Annotated in this window: 15 protein-coding genes; 7 read left to right on the plus strand and 8 right to left on the minus strand. The window is 66.1% G+C overall.

What is annotated here, in order from left to right:
• Positions 1-19: 19 nt before the first annotated feature.
• Genes ACT4OC_RS20970 through topA form a run of 3 tightly spaced genes read right to left on the minus strand, consistent with a single transcriptional unit; the run spans position 20 to position 5,537 of the window.
• Complete coding sequence (locus ACT4OC_RS20970) at positions 20-460, minus strand: DUF983 domain-containing protein (RefSeq protein ID WP_444840943.1); 441 nt, start codon at positions 458-460, stop codon at positions 20-22.
• Positions 448-2,784, minus strand: coding sequence for a ribonuclease R (gene rnr / locus ACT4OC_RS20975; RefSeq protein ID WP_444840944.1), 2,337 nt, complete (start codon positions 2,782-2,784; stop codon positions 448-450). The genes ACT4OC_RS20970 and rnr overlap by 13 nt, the downstream gene beginning before the upstream one ends.
• The gene (gene topA / locus ACT4OC_RS20980) at positions 2,781-5,537 is read right to left on the minus strand and encodes a type I DNA topoisomerase (RefSeq protein ID WP_444840945.1); all 2,757 of its coding nucleotides are present in this window, start codon (positions 5,535-5,537) and stop codon (positions 2,781-2,783) included. Before topA ends, rnr begins: the two co-directional genes overlap by 4 nt.
• A 226-nt stretch (positions 5,538-5,763) precedes the next feature.
• Here topA and ACT4OC_RS20985 point away from each other — a divergent pair, with 226 nt between their 5' ends.
• Entirely contained in the window at positions 5,764-5,994 is a 231-nt protein-coding gene (locus ACT4OC_RS20985; RefSeq protein WP_444840946.1) for a hypothetical protein, read from the plus strand.
• A gap of 160 nt (positions 5,995-6,154) precedes the next feature.
• Positions 6,155-6,292, plus strand: a complete 138-nt coding sequence (locus ACT4OC_RS20990) for a hypothetical protein (protein WP_444840947.1) — start codon at positions 6,155-6,157, stop codon at positions 6,290-6,292.
• Positions 6,293-6,337: 45 nt separating this feature from the next.
• On the opposite strand, the gene ACT4OC_RS20995 is transcribed toward ACT4OC_RS20990, so the two are convergent.
• Positions 6,338-6,943 carry an FMN-dependent NADH-azoreductase gene (locus ACT4OC_RS20995; RefSeq protein WP_444840948.1) on the minus strand — a complete coding sequence of 202 codons (606 nt, stop codon included), beginning with the start codon at positions 6,941-6,943 and terminating at the stop codon, positions 6,338-6,340.
• Positions 6,944-7,042: 99 nt separating this feature from the next.
• Between ACT4OC_RS20995 and ACT4OC_RS21000 the strand changes: the two genes are divergently transcribed.
• Positions 7,043-7,438, plus strand: a complete 396-nt coding sequence (locus tag ACT4OC_RS21000) for a winged helix-turn-helix transcriptional regulator (RefSeq protein WP_444840949.1) — start codon at positions 7,043-7,045, stop codon at positions 7,436-7,438.
• Between the two features lie 97 nt (positions 7,439-7,535).
• Here the strand turns inward: ACT4OC_RS21000 and dprA are convergent, their stop codons facing one another.
• The 4 genes from dprA to ACT4OC_RS21020 all read right to left on the minus strand — a co-directional run bounded on the left by dprA (position 7,536) and on the right by ACT4OC_RS21020 (position 11,596).
• Positions 7,536-8,645 (minus strand): DNA-processing protein DprA, encoded by a 1,110-nt coding sequence (gene dprA, locus ACT4OC_RS21005; RefSeq protein ID WP_444840950.1) that lies wholly within the window; start codon positions 8,643-8,645, stop codon positions 7,536-7,538.
• A 78-nt stretch (positions 8,646-8,723) separates the two neighbouring features.
• On the minus strand, positions 8,724-9,317 hold the full coding sequence (gene plsY, locus ACT4OC_RS21010) for a glycerol-3-phosphate 1-O-acyltransferase PlsY (protein WP_444840951.1): 594 nt from the start codon (positions 9,315-9,317) through the stop codon (positions 8,724-8,726).
• Positions 9,318-9,336: 19 nt separating this feature from the next.
• The gene (locus tag ACT4OC_RS21015) at positions 9,337-10,638 is read right to left on the minus strand and encodes a dihydroorotase (RefSeq protein ID WP_444840952.1); all 1,302 of its coding nucleotides are present in this window, start codon (positions 10,636-10,638) and stop codon (positions 9,337-9,339) included.
• A 4-nt stretch (positions 10,639-10,642) separates the two neighbouring features.
• Positions 10,643-11,596, minus strand: a complete 954-nt coding sequence (locus ACT4OC_RS21020) for an aspartate carbamoyltransferase catalytic subunit (RefSeq protein ID WP_444840953.1) — start codon at positions 11,594-11,596, stop codon at positions 10,643-10,645.
• Positions 11,597-11,763: 167 nt separating this feature from the next.
• On the opposite strand from ACT4OC_RS21020, the gene ACT4OC_RS21025 reads away from it, so the two are divergent.
• From ACT4OC_RS21025 to ACT4OC_RS21040, 4 genes are all read left to right on the plus strand, one after another.
• Entirely contained in the window at positions 11,764-13,173 is a 1,410-nt protein-coding gene (locus tag ACT4OC_RS21025; RefSeq protein WP_444840954.1) for an NADase-type glycan-binding domain-containing protein, read from the plus strand.
• Between the two features lie 41 nt (positions 13,174-13,214).
• The gene (locus tag ACT4OC_RS21030) at positions 13,215-13,949 is read left to right on the plus strand and encodes a M15 family metallopeptidase (RefSeq protein ID WP_444840968.1); all 735 of its coding nucleotides are present in this window, start codon (positions 13,215-13,217) and stop codon (positions 13,947-13,949) included.
• A gap of 11 nt (positions 13,950-13,960) precedes the next feature.
• Positions 13,961-15,604, plus strand: coding sequence for an isovaleryl-CoA dehydrogenase (locus tag ACT4OC_RS21035; protein ID WP_444840955.1), 1,644 nt, complete (start codon positions 13,961-13,963; stop codon positions 15,602-15,604).
• Between the two features lie 149 nt (positions 15,605-15,753).
• Complete coding sequence (locus ACT4OC_RS21040; protein ID WP_444840956.1) at positions 15,754-16,524, plus strand: lysostaphin resistance A-like protein; 771 nt, start codon at positions 15,754-15,756, stop codon at positions 16,522-16,524.
• Positions 16,525-16,554: the final 30 nt, after the last annotated feature.

Here is a 16,554-nt window from a genome sequence, read left to right on the forward strand (position 1 = left end):
GTTAGCGTCTTCTTGTTTCTTAGACCGGCGGAATGCCGTCAGGCGGATTCTCGTCAAAGCCGTGCATGCGCAGCGCCCATTGCAGGCCGACCACCGCGCCCTTGACCGGCTGCAACAGCAGCACCGACAGGACCAGTGTGAGCGGCAGGTAAGTCGCAAGCTGCAGCCACACCGGCGGCGAGAAATGGGTCTCGATCGACAGCGCCAGCGGCACCATGATGTGGCCGACGATGACGATGACGAGATAGGCGGGCAGGTCGTCGGCGCGGTGCGGCGTGAAGTCGAGCCCGCAGGCCGAGCAGTCGTTGGCGGTCTTCAGGAAAGCACGAAACAGTTTTCCCTCGCCGCAGCGCGGGCAGCGGCCGCGAAAGCCGCGCTTCATGGCGCTCCAGAGGTCGCGCTTCTCGCCGACGGCGGTCTTGCGGGTCCACACATCAGTTGCGGTTCCTACCGTCTCCATGACTTGCCTTTCCCGGATTTTCCGGACTCTTGCCTGCTGCGCGTGCCCGCCTTCTTGCGCGAGGCGCGGTTGGCACGTTCTTTTTCCGAGCGCTGGGATTTCAGGACGTCACGCTCGCCATCGCGCTTGCGGCCTCGCGGTACGACCTGACCTTCAGATAGTAACTCGAAGCGCAGCGCGCCAGCTACGGGAGCAGCTTCTACCAGACGGACGTCGACGACGTCCCCCAGCCGGTGCATGGCACCGCTGCGCGAACCGACCAGCGCGTGGCGGGTCTCGTCGTAGTTGAAATATTCCGTGCCGAGCGTGCGGATCGGGACGATGCCGTCGGCGCCAGTGTCGTCCAGCTTCACGAACAGGCCGGCGCGAGTGACGCCGGAAACGCGCCCCTGGAACGTCGCGCCGATGCGGTCGGCGAGGAAATGCGCGATCAGCCGGTCGGCGGTCTCGCGCTCGGCCTTCATGGCGCGGCGCTCGGTGGCGGAAATCTGGGCTGCGACTTCGCCGAGGTGTTCCAGCGTCTCGTCTGCGGGCAGTGCGCCTTCGCCAAGCCCGAGCGCACGGATCAGCGCGCGGTGAACGATCAGGTCGGCGTAGCGCCGGATCGGCGAGGTGAAATGCGCATAGCGGCGCAGGTTGAGGCCGAAATGGCCGTAGTTCTCCGCGGAATATTCCGCCTGTGCCTGCGAGCGCAGCACGACCTCGTTGACCAGCGCTTCGACATCCCCGCCCTTCACCTGCGAAAGCACCCGGTTGAACACGGCAGGGCGCAGCGCGCCGCCCTTGGCAAAGGAAAGGTCGAGCGTCTTCAGGAATTCCAGGAGGTTGTGGACCTTTTCCTGTGTAGGCTGGTCGTGCACGCGGTAGATCAGCGGCAATCCCTTCTTTTCCAGCGTCTCGGCGGCGGCGACGTTGGCGAGGATCATGAACTCCTCGATCAGCCTGTGGGCCTCGAGTCGCTCGGGCACGATGACGCGATCGACCGTGCCGTCGGGCTTGAGCAGAATCTTGCGTTCGGGCAGGTCGAGATCGAGCGGGTCGCGCGCGTCGCGGGCCAGCCTGACCAGATCGTGCGCGGCATATAGCGGCCTGATGATGGGGTCGAGCAGCGGGCCGGTGACGTCGTCGGTCCGGCCGTGCATCGCGGCCTGGGCCTGCGCGTAGGCAAGCTTCGCCGCCGAACGCATCAGGACGCGATGAAAGGAATGCGAGCGCTTGTGGCCGTCGGCGCCGATCACCAATCGCACCGCAAGCGCGCCGCGCGGCTCGCCCGGCACCAGCGAGCAGAGGTCGTTGGAGATGCGCTCCGGCAGCATCGGCACGACGCGGTCGGGGAAATACACGGAGTTGCCGCGCGTCAGCGCGTCGCGATCCAGCGCCGAGCCCGACCGCACATAATAGGCGACGTCGGCGATGGCGACATGGACGACATAGCCGCCCTTGTTGTTGGGATCGCGATCCGGTTCGGCATGAACCGCGTCGTCGTGATCCTTCGCGTCGGGCGGATCGATGGTGACGAGCGGGATGTCGCGCCAGTCCTCGCGCCCTTCGAGCCTGGGGGGCTTTGCGGCTTCCGCTTCGCTCAGCGCCGAGGGCGTAAAGGCCTGCGGGATCTCGTGGGCGTGGATCGCGATCAGGCTGATCGCCTTTTCGGTCGCCATCGAGCCGAGCCGTTCCTTGACGCGGCCTGAGGCGAGGCCATAGGCGCGGGTGCGGATCAGGTCGACGCTGACGAGATCGCCGTCCTCGGCGTCCATGCTGTCGGCCTTGGCGATGTTGAGCTCGCGGCCGGCCTGCTTCTTGTCGACGGGGACGAGACGCCCGCTGCCGTCGGGATTCCTGCGGAAGATGCCGAGCGCGCGGGTCCTGGCATGGGCGATGACGCGGATGACGCGGCCGCGATAGGGCGTGCCGTCGGCCTCATCCGTTCGCTCGATCCGCAGCAAGGCGCGGTCGCCGACGCCGGCGGTGGTGCCGGGCTGCGGCCGCCGCGGAAAGACCACGCGGATCCTGGGAATCGTGCCGCTCTCGTCCGCGTCCCACTCCGTGGGCGTGGCGAGCAACTCGCCGTCGCTGTCGCGTCCGGTAATGTCGGCGAGTACCGTGGGCGGCAGTTCCGCCGGCTGGTGCATCTTGCGGCGGCGCTTTGCGACGGCGCCTTCGTCGGCGAGCTCGCGCAACATGCGCTTCAGCTCGGCGCGGTCGGCGTTCTTCAGTCCGAACTCGCGCGCAATCTCGCGGGTGCCGACCTTGCCGGGATGGGCGCGGATGAAGGCGAGGACGGCGTCGCGGCCCGGAAAGCCTTGCTCGCGCCGCTTGCTCACCCGCGTGCCTTGCCCGCGCTTTTCTTGGCGGGCGCCTTTTCAGCCGCCGGTTTCGACGCCGACGTCTTGGCCGCAGGGGCTACCGGTGCGCGCGCCTTGCTCGCCGCATCCGACTTCGGCTTGGCCGCGGCCTTCTTGGCGACGGCCTTCTTCGCCGGCTTTGCGGCGGCATCCTCGCCCTCGGGCTTGGCCTTGGCCTTCGCAGGCGCCGCCTTCTTGGGCGTGCGCTTGGCCTTGCCGCCACCCTTGGCAGCGCGCTCGTCGATCAGCGCGATCGCCTGCGCGAGCGTAATCGTGTCGGGCGGCGCGATGTCGCTCGGGATGGTGGCGTTGACGCCGCCCGCGGTGACGTAGGCGCCATAGCGGCCGTTCTTCAGCGCAACGCCGCCGAGGCTCGGGTGATCGCCCAGCGGCTTGCCGGGATCGGCGCCGAAGCGGCGGCCGCTCGGGCCCTTGGCGATTTTCTCGGCAATCAGCGTCACCGCGCGGTTGAGCCCGATACCGAAGACGTCGTCGCCCGCTTCCAGGCTGGCATAGGTCTTCTCATGCTTCACGAACGGTCCGAAGCGGCCGAGGCCGGCCGTGATCGGCTCGCCGGTCTCCGGGTGCTTGCCGACTTCGCGCGGCAGCGACAGCAGCTTCAGCGCCGTCTCGAGATCGATATCGCCGGGCGAGGTGTTCTTCGGCAGCCCTGCGCGCTTCGGCTTCTCGTCCTCGGCATAGTCCTTCTGCTCGCCGAGCTGGATATAGGGCCCGAAGCGGCCGGCTTTCACCACGACATCGCGATCGGTCTCGGGATCCTTGCCGAGCACACGGTCGGCGCTCGCCTCGGAATCGGCGGCGAGCGGGCGGGTATAGCGGCATTCCGGATAGTTCGAGCATCCGACGAAGGCGCCGAACTTGCCGGCCTTCAGGTTGAGCCGGCCGGTCCCGCAGGTCGGGCACTGCCTGACGTCGCCGCCGTCGGTGCGGGCGGGGTAGATGTGCGGGCCCAGCATCTCGTCGAGCGCGTCGAGCACCTCGGCAACCCGCAGGTCCTTGATGTCGTTCACCGCACCGATGAAGCCGTGCCAGAAATCCTGGAGAACCTGCTGCCAGGAAATCTCGTTGTTGGAGATGCGGTCGAGTTTTTCCTCGAGATCGGCGGTGAAGTCGTATTCGACATAGCGGGCGAAGAAGTTTTCCAGGAACGCGACCACGACGCGGCCCTTGTCCTCGCCATGCAGGCGCTTCTTCTCGAGCTTGACGTAGCCGCGGTCCTTCAGCACCTGCAGGATCGAGGCATAGGTCGAGGGCCGGCCGATGCCGAGCTCTTCCATGCGCTTGACCAGCGAGGCCTCCGAGAAGCGCGGCGGCGGCTCGGTGAAGTGCTGGGTGACCGAGAGATCCTGCCGCTTCAGCGCTTCGCCCTCGCTCATCGCGGGCAGGCGGCGGCCGTCTTCGTCTTCCTCGTCGTCGCGGCCCTCCTGGTAGAGCGCCAGGAAACCGTCGAACTTGATGACCTGCCCGGAGGCGCGCAGCTCCAGCACGCGGGAGCCCGCCTTGGCCTCGATATCGACGGTGGTGCGCTCCAGTTCGGCCGATTCCATCTGGCTGGCGATGGTGCGGGTCCAGATCAGCTCGTAGAGCCGCGCCTGGTCGCTATCGAGCTTGCGGCGCATGTCGGCGGGGCGGCGCGACAGGTCGGTCGGGCGGATCGCTTCATGCGCTTCCTGGGCGTTCTTGGCCTTGGCCTGGTACTGGCGCGGCGCGTCCGGCACATAGGCGTTGCCATAGTCCTCGCCGATCACCTTGCGCGCCTGCGTGACGGCGGAAGCATCGATCTGCACGCCGTCGGTACGCATATAGGTAATGAGACCGGTGGTCTCGCCGCCGATGTCGATGCCCTCGTAGAGCCGTTGCGCGATGCGCATGGTATGCGCCGGCGCAAAGCCGAGCTTGCGGCTGGCTTCCTGCTGCAGCGTGGAGGTGGTGAAAGGCGCCTGTGGATTGCGCCGCGCCGGACGCGCCTCGACGGTCGAGACCTTGAAGAGCGCGGCTTCGATCGCCTTCCTGAAGTCTTCCGCCTCCGCGCCCGAGCCGATGTCGAGTCGTTGGATCTTCTTGCCATCGGCGCCGACGAGGCGCGCTTCGAAAGCCTCGCCACGCGGCGTCGTGAGCGTCGCCACCAGCGACCAGTATTCCCTGGGAACGAACTTCTCGATCTCGAGCTCGCGATCGCAGACGAGGCGTAGCGCCACCGACTGCACCCGGCCGGCCGAACGCGCGCCCGGCAGCTTGCGCCAGAGCACGGGGGAGAGGGTGAAGCCAACCAGATAGTCCAGCGCCCGGCGCGCCATATAGGCGTCGACCAGCGCACCGTCGATCTGGCGCGGCGCCTTCATGGCTTCCGTCACCGCCTGCTTGGTGATGGCGTTGAACACCACGCGCTCGATCTTCTGGTCCTTGAGCGCGCGCTTCTCCTTCATCACCTCCAGCACGTGCCAGGAGATGGCCTCACCCTCGCGATCAGGGTCGGTGGCGAGAATCAGGCGGTTGGCGCCCTTCAGCGCCTTGGCAATGTCGTTGAGGCGGCTGTTGGCCTTGGGATCGATCTCCCAGATCATCTGGAAATTGGCCTCGGGGTCGACCGATCCGTTCTTGGCGGGAAGGTCGCGGACATGGCCAAACGAGGCCAGGACCTCGTAGGAGGAGCCCAGATATTTATTGATCGTCTTGGCTTTCGCCGGCGACTCCACAATGACGATATTCATGTCATTCCAATAGCTTACGCGAAAAATATCAGGCCGGTTCCGCGAGACTCGCGGCCGGCCGATTTGCCCCGAACATGGGTGGTGAGGCCGCCCCTGTCAAATCGCCAGATATTGATGGGGGTCCGGACTCGTAGAAATACCTATCCAAAAAGTTGTATTATGCATCCCTAGAGTTGTGCCGTTTGGCCGTATATTCGGGGCCAATGGGCGCGATTTGGGACGGGCATTGAGCAAGATCGGGGGCGATCGGAAGAGCGGAGACTCGGGGGAAGAGATTCCGGGAGACGAGGCCTGTTCCCGCGCGGGCCGGGAGGAGGCCGCGACCTTCATCGCGGACATGGTGGCCGATCTTTCCCGGGTGGCCGAGCGGCACGGCCTCGATATGCTCAGGCATCTGCGCAGCATGACGCAGCTCGAGGCCGCGGAATGGTGTCGCAACAAGCGCAGGCTCTCTTAAGTGGGGACTCTCTTATAGGTGAAGATTCGGGCGGCGCGGACGTCAGCCGCCGGCTGGCCAGGCCTGCGGCCGATTGGCGCTGGGCCAGAACGCGCATTGAATCGGAGGGGGCAACTGCCGGACATTCAAGCGCAGGAATCATGGACCGGTGAGGGCAGCTGTGCCGAAGACTGGTATTTCCTCGACTCCGGCGGAAAATGCCGACGCCAACGAACTCGTTTCGATTGCGCTGTTTTCCTGCACCGGTCTTCTGGTCTCGGTGCTCGTCGTCGTCTGCCGCGTCTATGGCATCTTCTGAATAGAGCGGCTGCCGCCAGACGGCGGCAACCGGCTTTTTCCCAGCTCAAGCCGCCAGATCGCTCGCCGCCCTCAGCGCGCCGGCGACTGCCTTCTCGCGATGCTCGGGTCCGATCTGGATGCCGTCGGCGGAAATGAATTCCGGATTGCTGATGCCGATGAAGGAAAACACCGAGCGCAAATAGGTCTCGAGGTGCTCGAGCGCGGCCATCGGAGTATCTGGTCCATAGTGGCCGCCGCGGGAGACCGCGACGATGACGCGCTTGTTGCCGGCGAGGCCCTCGACACCCTGCGCGCCATATTTGAACGTCTTGCCTGCGACGAGGATGCGGTCGATCCAGGCCTTGAGCTGGCTCGGGATGGTGAAATTGTACATGGGCGCGCCGATCACGACGATATCGGCCGCCAGAAACTCATCGAGCATGGCCTGTCCCGCCGCGATGTCCTCGCGCAGCGATGCATCGGGCGGCGCACCCTGGCCGGCGGCAAGGTGCAGGCCGGTGAGATGGCCGAGCGGCGTCGCCGTGAGGTCGCGGTAGGCGATGTCGAGATTGGGAGTGGTCTGACGCAGCCGGTCGACAATGGCGGCAGATACTTGCCGGCTGACGGAATGGGGGCCGAGCACGCTGGAATCGAGATGCAGGAGTTTCATGGCTGATATCGCCTCATGGTATAGGTTTGTAACTGGCACTACATGAGTGACCCTGGCAAAAGCCGCAAGAACGCACATTTTTGAGCCCCGAGCACACCAATGAGACCCGAGAACATCAATGTGACCGTCCCGGCCAACCCCCGGGACAGCAATTGTCGCGCGGTGGCCTCGGTGCTCGCGCGTGTTGGCGACAAATGGACGGTGCTCGTGATCATGCTGCTGATGGGCGGCCCGCGGCGCTTCAACGAACTCAAGCGCATGATCGACGGCATCTCGCAGCGGATGCTGACCTTGACGCTGCGCGGGCTGGAGCGCGACGGCTTGGTGACGCGCACGGTGTTTCCGACCATTCCACCGCGGGTCGATTATGAACTGACCGATCTTGGCCGTGGCCTTGCCGATCCGGTGAAGGCGCTCGGCCAATGGGCGTTCGAGCACATTCCCGAAATCGAGCGGGCGCGATCGAAGTTCGACGCGCGCAACGGGGAGAGTTAAAGCGCGATGAGATTGGGATGAATCGTCATCGCGCTTTAGGTTGTTGTTTGAGCATGATCTTTTCGGAAAACCGCTTCACACTTTTCCGGATCATGCTTTAGAGCAGCGACACCATGCCGCCGCCATGGCGCTCGAGCCGGCCGGCGAGTTCGAGCTCCAGCAGCACCGTGCGCACGATGGCGGGCGAGCTGCCTGCCATGCGGATCAGATCGTCAAGCAGAATCGGCGTCGGGCCGAGCAGGGCGACGATGCGCGCGCGTTCGCCCGCATCGGGCTCGGCTTCGGAATAGTCGTCGTCGGGCTCTTCCAGCGCGAGCGGACGGGCCATGATCGGCTGCACGGCATTGATGATGTCGGCGGCTTCCGTCACCAGCGTCGCGCCTTGCTTGATCAGATCGTTGGTGCCGCCGGCGCGCGGATCGATCGGCGAGCCCGGCACGGCAAACACCTCGCGGCCCTGCTCATTGGCCATCCGCGCGGTGATCAGCGAGCCCGAGCGTTGCGCCGCCTCCACCACGACCACGCCGAGCGAGGCGCCGGAGATCAGGCGATTGCGGCGCGGAAAGTCATGCGCCCGCGCGACATGGCCGAGCGGCATTTCCGAGATCGCAGCGCCCGTTTCCAGCAGCGCAAACAGCAGGTCCTCGTGCTCCGGCGGATAGATTCGGTCCTGGCCGCCGGCAAGCACCGCGACCGTGCCGCCGGAGATGCTGGCGCGGTGGGCGGCCTGGTCGATGCCGCGCGCCAGGCCCGAGATGATGACGAAACCGGCCTGGCCGAGATCGCGTGCCAGCGACTGCGCGAATTTCAGTCCTGCGCCGGACGCATTGCGCGAGCCGACGATCGCGATCATCGGCCGCATCAGGGCATCGAGCGCGCCGCGCACGGCGAGCAGGGGAGGCGCGTCGTCGATCACGGCCAGCCGCGGCGGGTAAAATGCTTCGCCCGGCGCGACCAGGTTGACGCCGAGCTTCTTGCAGGCGGCGAGCTCGGCACGCGCCTCGTCCTCGCTGCAGATGCGTCCCGGCCGCGCCGCGCCGCCGCGTCGCGAGAATTCTGGCAGCCGCTCGAGCGCGGCCGCCGCATCGCCGCAATGACGGATCAAGGCGCCAAACGTGCGCGGCCCGATATTGTCCGAACGGATCAACCGCAGCCGGTTGAGCCGTTCGACGTCGGAGAGATTTGTACTGGGTGTCCGGTCGTGCATGCGCGGACAGCTTCGCTCAACCGAAAGATGCGATCAAGCGCTTCCGCGTTCAGTTGCCCGGGCCGCCTGTCACTTCGGTTACTTCTGCCCGATCTTGCCCTCGGTGCCGGCCTGCAGCCGCTTGATGTTCTCGCGGTGGGTCCAGAACGAGATCAGCGTCATCACGGCAAACAATGAGGCGAGCGCCGGATGGCCGAAGAACCACAGGAAGATCGGCGTTACGAAGCATGCCACCAGCGCCGACAGTGACGAATAGCGCGTGGTGAAGGCGGTGGCGATCCAGATCGCGCCGAACATCGCGGCTGCCGGCCAGAACAGGCCGAGCAGCACGCCGATGTAGGTCGCGATGCCCTTGCCGCCCTTGAATTTGAGCCAGATCGGGAAGAGGTGACCGAGGAAGGCGCCGAGCCCTGCCAGCATCGCGGCGTTTGGCCCCCAGACATAACCGGCTATGACGACGGCTACCGTACCTTTCAGCATGTCGCCGAGCAGCGTTGCTGCGGCAAGGCTCTTCTTGCCGGTGCGCAGCACGTTGGTGGCGCCGATGTTGCCGGAGCCGATCGAGCGCAGATCCTCGGTGCCGGCGAGCCTCGTCAGGATCAGCCCGAACGGAATCGATCCCAAGAGATAGCCGACGACGAAGGCGACGGGCAGGAAGGTTTCGGCTGCCATCGGCGGCGCTCCTCGAAGTTCAGACGTGCTCGTAGACGGTGCGTCCGCCGACAATAGTACGCACCGCGCGGCCGGAGAAGCGGGCTTCGTCGAACGGCGTGTTCTTGCATTGCGACTTCAGGTCGGCCGGATCGAGCACCCATGGCGTATCCGGATCGATCACGATCACGTCGGCCGGCGAGCCCGCGCGCAGGGAACCGCCGGGCAACCCGAGCAGCTCGGCGGGGCGCGTCGACATCGCGCGGATCAGCGTCTTGAAATCGAGATCGCCATTGTGGACCAGCCGCAGGCCCGCCGGCAGCATGGTCTGCAACCCGACCGCGCCCGACGCCGATTCCGCAAATGGCAGGCGCTTCACCTCGACGTCCTGCGGGTTGTGATCGGACATGATGACGTCGAGGAGGCCGGAGGAGAGCGCGGCGACCAGCGCCTGGCGGTCCTGTTCGGTGCGCAGCGGCGGCGACAGCTTCAGGAACGTCCGGTAGGGCCCGATATCGTTCTCGTTCAGCGTCACGTGGTTGATCGAGACGGAGGCGCTGACGTCGAGACCGGCATCGCGGGCGCGTTTGAGGATTTCCAGCGACTCGTTCGAGGTCAGCGACGCCGCGTGATAACGACCGCCGGTCAGTGCGGCAAGGCGCATGTCGCGCTCCAGCATCACCGATTCCGCGGCATAGGGAATGCCGACGAGGCCGAGCCTCGTGGCGAACTCGCCTTCGTGCATCACGCCCTCGCCGACGAGGTCGGGGTCCTCGGTGTGGTGCACGATCAGCGCGTCGAAATCGCGGGCGTAGGTCAGCGCACGGCGCATCACCTGCGCATTGACGACGCTCTTGTCGCAGTCGGTAAACGCCACGGCGCCCGCGGCCTTCAACAGGCCGATCTCGGTCATCTCCTCGCCGCGCATGCCCTTGGTCAGCGCCGCCATCGGATGGATGTTGACGATCGCGGTGTCGCGGGCGCGGCGCAGCACGAAGTCGACAGTGGCCGAATTGTCGATGACCGGCGAGGTGTCCGGCTGGCAGATGATGGTGGTGATGCCGCCGGCGGCTGCCGCCTGGCTTGCGGAAGCAAACGTCTCGCGATGGCTCGCGCCGGGCTCGCCGACAAAGGCGCGCATGTCGATCAGGCCGGGGGCCACCACCTTGCCGGCGCAATTGACGATGTCGGTGCCTTCGGGCACGCCGGCCGCGCCAATGCCGCGGCGGCTATCGCGGATCACGCCATCGGCAATCAGCACGTCGCCGGGACCGTCGAGATCGCGGGAGGGATCGACGACGCGGGCATTGGCGAGCAGGATCGGGCGGCGTTCGGTCAGCATGTTCTCACGCGTTCGGCAGGTTGCGGGCGAGCGCTTCGAGCACCGCCATCCGCACCGCCACTCCCATTTCGACCTGTTCCCGGATCAGCGACTGCGCCCCGTCGGCGACCGCCGAGTCGATCTCGACGCCGCGGTTCATCGGCCCCGGATGCATCACCAGCGCATCCGGCTTGGCATAGGACAGCTTCTTCTGGTCGAGCCCGAAATAGTGAAAGTATTCGCCGGTGGAGGGCACGAAGGAGCCGTTCATGCGCTCGCGCTGCAGCCGCAGCATCATGACGATGTCGGCGCCGTCGAGCCCCTGGCGCATGTCGCGCGCGACTTCCACGCCCATCCGCTCGATGCCCTGCGGCAGCAGGGTGGACGGTGCGACCACCCGCACCCGGGCGCCCATGGTGTTGAGCAGGAGGATGTTGGAGCGGGCGACGCGCGAATGCATGACGTCGCCGCAGATCGCGACGACGAGGCCCTCGATCCGGCTTTTGTTGCGGCGGATGGTGAGCGCATCCAGCAGCGCCTGGGTCGGATGCTCGTGGGAACCGTCGCCGGCATTGATCACGGAGCCGTCGACCTTGCGCGCCAGGAGCTCGACCGCACCCGAGGCGTGGTGGCGGACCACCAGGATGTCCGGGTGCATGGCGTTGAGCGTCACCGCGGTGTCGATCAGCGTCTCGCCCTTGCGCATCGAGGAAGACGACACCGACATGTTCATGACGTCGGCGCCGAGCCGTTTTCCGGCGATCTCGAACGAGGATTGGGTCCGCGTCGAGGCCTCGAAGAACAGGTTGACCTGGGTGCGTCCGCGCAAGCTGGTGCGCTTCTTGTCGACCTGGCGGTTGAGCTCGACATATTCCTCGGAGAGGTCGAGCAGGCCGGTGATGTCGGCAGCGGAAAGCCCCTCGATTCCCAGCAGATGCCGGTGACCGAGGACGAAAGTCGATTTCGATAAGGAGGTCATTAAAGCGAGAGCTATAGGCGCGGCCGGGGGGCAGGGCAAGCTTCAAATCCCCGATCCGGACTTATCCACCAGCACGTCTGCGACAGGGTAAACCGGGCCCGCCGGAGATGTTCCCGGGTCGCGGCTTGCTTGCTAGTCTGGCGCGGTCCGCGCGCAACCGTCAGGCCATGATGGCAAATACCCGGCATTTTTCGCAATTCCTGTGTGCCGCGCTGCTGGCGGCGCTGGCCTGCGCAGCTCCTGCGACGCCAGGCCGGGCCGAAAGGCGGATCGCGCTTGCCATCGGCAACGACCTCTATCCGAACCTGCCGCCGGACCGGCAGCTCAAGAAGGCCGTCAACGACGCCGCCACCATCGCGGATGCGCTCAGATCGCTCGGATTTGAAGTCATCCTGGGTAGCAATCTCGGCCGGCAAGCCATGATCGACCGGCTCGCGGAGCTGACCGCGCGGCTCGAGCCGGGCGATACCGCCGCCGTGTTCTTTGCCGGCCATGGCGTGGCGATCGCCGGGGTCAATTATCTGATCCCGAGCGACGTGCCGGCGGTGAGCGAGGGGGCGGAAGCGCGGGTGCGCGGTGCTGCGCTCGCCGAGCCCGACCTGATTGCGGAGTTGCAGGCGAAATCGGTGCGGGTTGCACTCCTGGTGATCGACGCCTGCCGCGACAACCCGTTCCCGCGCGCCGCCGGCCGCTCCATCGGCAATACGCGGGGGCTCGCCGACGCCAAACCCGCGCGCGGCATCTTCACGCTCTATTCGGCGGGTATCGGCCAGACTGCGCTGGACCGGCTGAACAATAACGACAGCTCGGACAATTCGGTGTTCACGCGCGTGTTCGCCGAGCAAATGAAGCGGCCGGAACTGCATCTGGGCGATCTCGCGGTCGAGGTGCGCGAGCGCGTGGCGGAACTCGCACTGAAGGCGACCAATGACGGCGGCCAACCGGCTCCGCACGAGCAGACGCCGGCCTATTACGACCAGACCCTCGGCGGCCGCATCTATCTCGCCAGGCCGTCCGGCGACGGCCGCGCGCCTGCGCTGGCGGCCATGCCGGTGCAACGGGCGCCGAGGCCGCCAGAAACCCAGCGTACCGTGCTGCGGCCGCAACGTCCGTCGGCTGCGGGCGAGAGCTGCGCGCGCAACGCCTTCGAGACCTATTGCGTCAGCTCCGTATTGAGGCCGCAATTCGGCAACTCCTACGGGGTGGCGAACCTGTTCGATGCTTCGACCGGCACCGCCTGGGTCGAGGGCCAGGCGGGCAACGGCGTCGGCGAATGGATCACGGTGGAATTCGACACGCTGCGGAGCGTCAAGTCGTTCACGGTTCAGAACGGCTACCAGAAGAACAACGACATCTTTCGCAAGAACAACCGCGTTCGGCAGCTTCGCGTCGTCTTTTCCGGCGGCGAGACGCACACATTCACGCTGGAAGACCGCATCACCGTGCAATCCCTGACGCTTGCAAAGCCGGTGCAATCCTACTGGGTGAAGTTCGTCATCGAGGAGGTCTGGGCCGGCAACAAATACAAGGACACCGCCGTTACGAAGCTGCGGGTCAATTCGGATCTCGTGCAATGAAGGTTTTTCTTATGGCGACCGCCGGCCGCGCCGGGCAGGCGATGGTGCTTGCTCTTGCGCTGATTGCGGAGGCGGCGCAGGCGCAGCAACTGCCCGGCGGCTTCGTCTATCTGCGCGACATCGACCCCACCATCATCCAGGACATGCGTTACGCCACGGCCAACAACTTCGTCGGCCATCCGCTCTCCGGCTATCAGGCCGGGGAATGCGTGGTGAAGCGCGAGGTGGGACTTCGGCTGAAGGCCGTCCAGCAGGAACTTGCGACGCAGAAGCTGTCGCTGAAGATGTTCGACTGCTACCGGCCGAAGCGGGCGGTCGCCGATATGGTGAAGTGGTCGCGCAGCGGCAAGGAAACGCCGGCCGAGCGGCGCTACAATCCCAAGATCCCCAAGGCCGATCTGTTCCGCCTCGGCTATATCGCCGCCTATTCGGGCCATTCGACCGGCAGCGCGCTCGACCTGACGCTGGTCGACTTGACCGCGGACAATTCCGCGAAATTCGATCCTGCTAAGGTCTATGCCGACTGCACGGCTCCGGTAGAGGCGCGCGCGCCCGAAGGCAGCATCGACATGGGCACTGGCTATGACTGCTCCGACGTGAAGTCGCACACGGCCTCGCCCGCGATCGCGCCGGAACAGCGCAAATGGCGGAGCACGCTGGTGGCGGCGATGCGCAAGCAGGGCTTTGTGAACTATTCGAAGGAGTGGTGGCACTTTTCGCTGCCCGGCGCGGGCGGCGAGGCCTATGATTTCCCGATTGCACCGCGTCGCCCCTGACAGGACCGGCCATGAACAAGCCAGCCTTCCAGACCCATGAGGTCTTCAACCAGTCGCCGCCGTTCTGCGACGTCGATCTCTTCAGTGCCGATCGTCCGCTGGTCGAGGCGGTTTCAGGCAATGGCGGGGCGTGCGCCGAAAAGGAATTGTCGGAGTTCGGCAAGCACTGGGGTTCGGCCGCGATGGCCGAGCGCGGCCGCATCGCCAACGAGAATACGCCGAAGCTGCGCACCTTCGATTCCCGCGGCAACCGCCGCGACGAGGTCGAGTTCCATCCGGCCTATCACGAGCTGATGGCGGCGAGCGCCCGCGCCGGCGTGCACAATTCCACCTGGACCGCGGAGGGCAGGCCCGCCGGCGGCGCGTCGGAAGTGGTGCGCGCGGCCAAGTTCTATATCGCCGCGCAAGTGGAAACCGGCCATCTCTGCCCGATCACCATGACTCGCGCTTCCGTTGCGGCGCTGGCCGCACAGCCGGATTTGCTCGCGAAGGTGATGCCGGTGGTGTCGAGGCGCGACTACGACCCAACCTTTGCGCCGTGGTGGACCAAGCGCGGCATGACGCTCGGCATGGGCATGACCGAAAAGCAGGGCGGCACCGACGTGCGCTCCAACATGACGCGCGCCGAGCGCGCCGCCGACGGCTATCGCATCACCGGCCACAAATGGTTCATGTCGGCGCCGATGTGCGACGCGTTCCTGGTGCTGGCGCAGGCCGAGGAGGGACTGAGCTGTTTCCTGATGCCGCGCTTTGTGCCCGACGGTTCCATCAACGCGATCCATTTCCAGCGCCTGAAGGACAAGCTCGGCAACCGCTCCAACGCCTCGAGCGAGGTTGAGTTTCACGGCGCCTATGCCGAGCTTGTCGGCGAGGAGGGCAAGGGCATCCGCACCATCATCCAGATGGTGCAGCTGACGCGGCAGGATTGCGCGATTGCCTCCGCCGGCCTGATGCGCTCGGGGCTGGCGCACGCGCTGCATCATGCGCGGCACCGCAGCGTGTTCCAGAAACATCTCGCCGACCAGCCGCTGATGCAGGCGGTGCTGTCCGACATGGCGCTGCATGTGGAGGCATCGATTGCGCTGGTGATGCGGCTCTGCCGCGCCTTCGACCGCGCGCCCGCCGACGCGGGGGAGGCCGCCTACATGCGATTGCTGACGCCGGCGATCAAATACTGGGTCTGCAAGAGCGCGCCGGGCTTTCTCTATGAAGCCATGGAGTGCCTCGGCGGCAACGGTTATGTCGAGGAAGGGATTTTGGCGCGGCATTACCGCGAGAGCCCGGTCAACGCGATCTGGGAAGGTTCCGGCAATGTCATGTGCCTCGACGTGCTACGCGCGCTGGCGCGCGAGCCGGACGCTGCGGTGCCGGTGCTGCAGCAGCTCGCTGGCGAAAGCAAGGGCTTGACCGGCGCCGCCGAAGCCGCAGCCTTCATCGGCAAGGCGTTCCGCCGGCCCGACGGCGAGCGCGTCGCGCGGATCGCGGTCGAGAAGCTGGCATTGCTGGCGGCAGCTGCGGCGCTCAATGCGGTCGCGCCGCGCAGCGCCGAATTGTTCGCCGAAACCCGCCTTGCCGGCAATCACAGCGGCATGTACGGCGCAACGGAGCTTCCCAACGACGACGTCCGCCGACTGCTGGAGCGGGCGCTGCCCTAACCGCGTCGTCATGGCCGGGCAGAAGCGCGAAGCGCGTCTTGACGCAAAATGACCCCGCCATCCACGACTTCCTAACCATGCGGCGACAAAGGCGTGGATGCCCGGGACGAGCCCGGGCATGACGAGTGGAGAAAACCGGGAACTACTCGATGGATTCGATCAGCCCGCAGACTACTCCTCCCCTGGCGGCTGACGCCCGGCCTCCGCGGATCTGGAAATTCTGGGGCACCACGCTGTGGGGCCTCTTCATCTTTGCTGCGATGTTCGCCGGGCAGCTCGCCGTCGTCGCCTGGTTCGTGCTGCGGCAGGAAGGGGACGTCGACCTTGCCACCTCCATCCGCGCGATCGGCGGCGGGCTGACGATCGCGCTCTCCGTGATCATGGGCCTGCCGGCGGTCGCCGCGGCTTGCTGGATCGCCATCAAGCCGTCGCGCACGCCGTTTGCCGAATATCTCGGGTTGCGCTGGACCTCCTGGAAGAATGCCGCGCTCGGCATCGTTTCGCTGGTCGTGCTGGTCGGATGCTGGGACCTGCTGTCGCGCGCGCTGGGACGCGAGATCACGCCGGGTTTCATGGGCGACGTACTGAAATCCGCGCAGGCCGACGGCGCGCTGTGGCTGCTGGTGATCGCGTTCTGCGTCGCCGCGCCGATATCGGAAGAGCTGTTCGCGCGCGGCTTCCTCTATCGCGGCTGGTCGGAGTCGCGCCTCGGGCCGACGGGCGCCATCCTGCTGTCGTCGATCGCCTGGACCTCGCTGCACCTGCAATACGATTGGTTCTTCTTCTGCGAGGTGTTTTCCATCGGCCTCCTGTTCGGCTACATCCGCCATCGCACCGGCTCGACCTGGCTGACCATCGTCCTGCACGGCCTCAACAACCTCGCGGCGACGGTGCAGACGATTTATCTGACGGGTTCGTAGACCCGATCGTCATTGCGGGCGCAGCGAAGC

The sequence above is a fragment of the Bradyrhizobium sp. genome, from assembly GCF_052389815.1.
Taxonomy (GTDB): domain Bacteria; phylum Pseudomonadota; class Alphaproteobacteria; order Rhizobiales; family Xanthobacteraceae; genus Bradyrhizobium.

Excerpts from the sequence above, each read along its gene's own strand:
- ACT4OC_RS20970 (WP_444840943.1), bottom strand. The coding sequence starts at position 460 with ATGGAGACGGTAGGAACCGCAACTGATGTGTGGACCCGCAAGACCGCC.
- topA (WP_444840945.1), bottom strand. The coding sequence starts at position 5,537 with ATGAATATCGTCATTGTGGAGTCGCCGGCGAAAGCCAAGACGATCAAT.
- ACT4OC_RS20995 (WP_444840948.1), bottom strand. The coding sequence starts at position 6,943 with ATGAAACTCCTGCATCTCGATTCCAGCGTGCTCGGCCCCCATTCCGTC.
- ACT4OC_RS21000 (WP_444840949.1), top strand. The coding sequence starts at position 7,043 with ATGAGACCCGAGAACATCAATGTGACCGTCCCGGCCAACCCCCGGGAC.
- dprA (WP_444840950.1), bottom strand. The coding sequence starts at position 8,645 with ATGCACGACCGGACACCCAGTACAAATCTCTCCGACGTCGAACGGCTC.
- plsY (WP_444840951.1), bottom strand. The coding sequence starts at position 9,317 with ATGGCAGCCGAAACCTTCCTGCCCGTCGCCTTCGTCGTCGGCTATCTC.
- ACT4OC_RS21015 (WP_444840952.1), bottom strand. The coding sequence starts at position 10,638 with ATGCTGACCGAACGCCGCCCGATCCTGCTCGCCAATGCCCGCGTCGTC.
- ACT4OC_RS21020 (WP_444840953.1), bottom strand. The coding sequence starts at position 11,596 with ATGACCTCCTTATCGAAATCGACTTTCGTCCTCGGTCACCGGCATCTG.
- ACT4OC_RS21025 (WP_444840954.1), top strand. The coding sequence starts at position 11,764 with ATGATGGCAAATACCCGGCATTTTTCGCAATTCCTGTGTGCCGCGCTG.
- ACT4OC_RS21030 (WP_444840968.1), top strand. The coding sequence starts at position 13,215 with ATGGTGCTTGCTCTTGCGCTGATTGCGGAGGCGGCGCAGGCGCAGCAA.
- ACT4OC_RS21035 (WP_444840955.1), top strand. The coding sequence starts at position 13,961 with ATGAACAAGCCAGCCTTCCAGACCCATGAGGTCTTCAACCAGTCGCCG.
- ACT4OC_RS21040 (WP_444840956.1), top strand. The coding sequence starts at position 15,754 with ATGGATTCGATCAGCCCGCAGACTACTCCTCCCCTGGCGGCTGACGCC.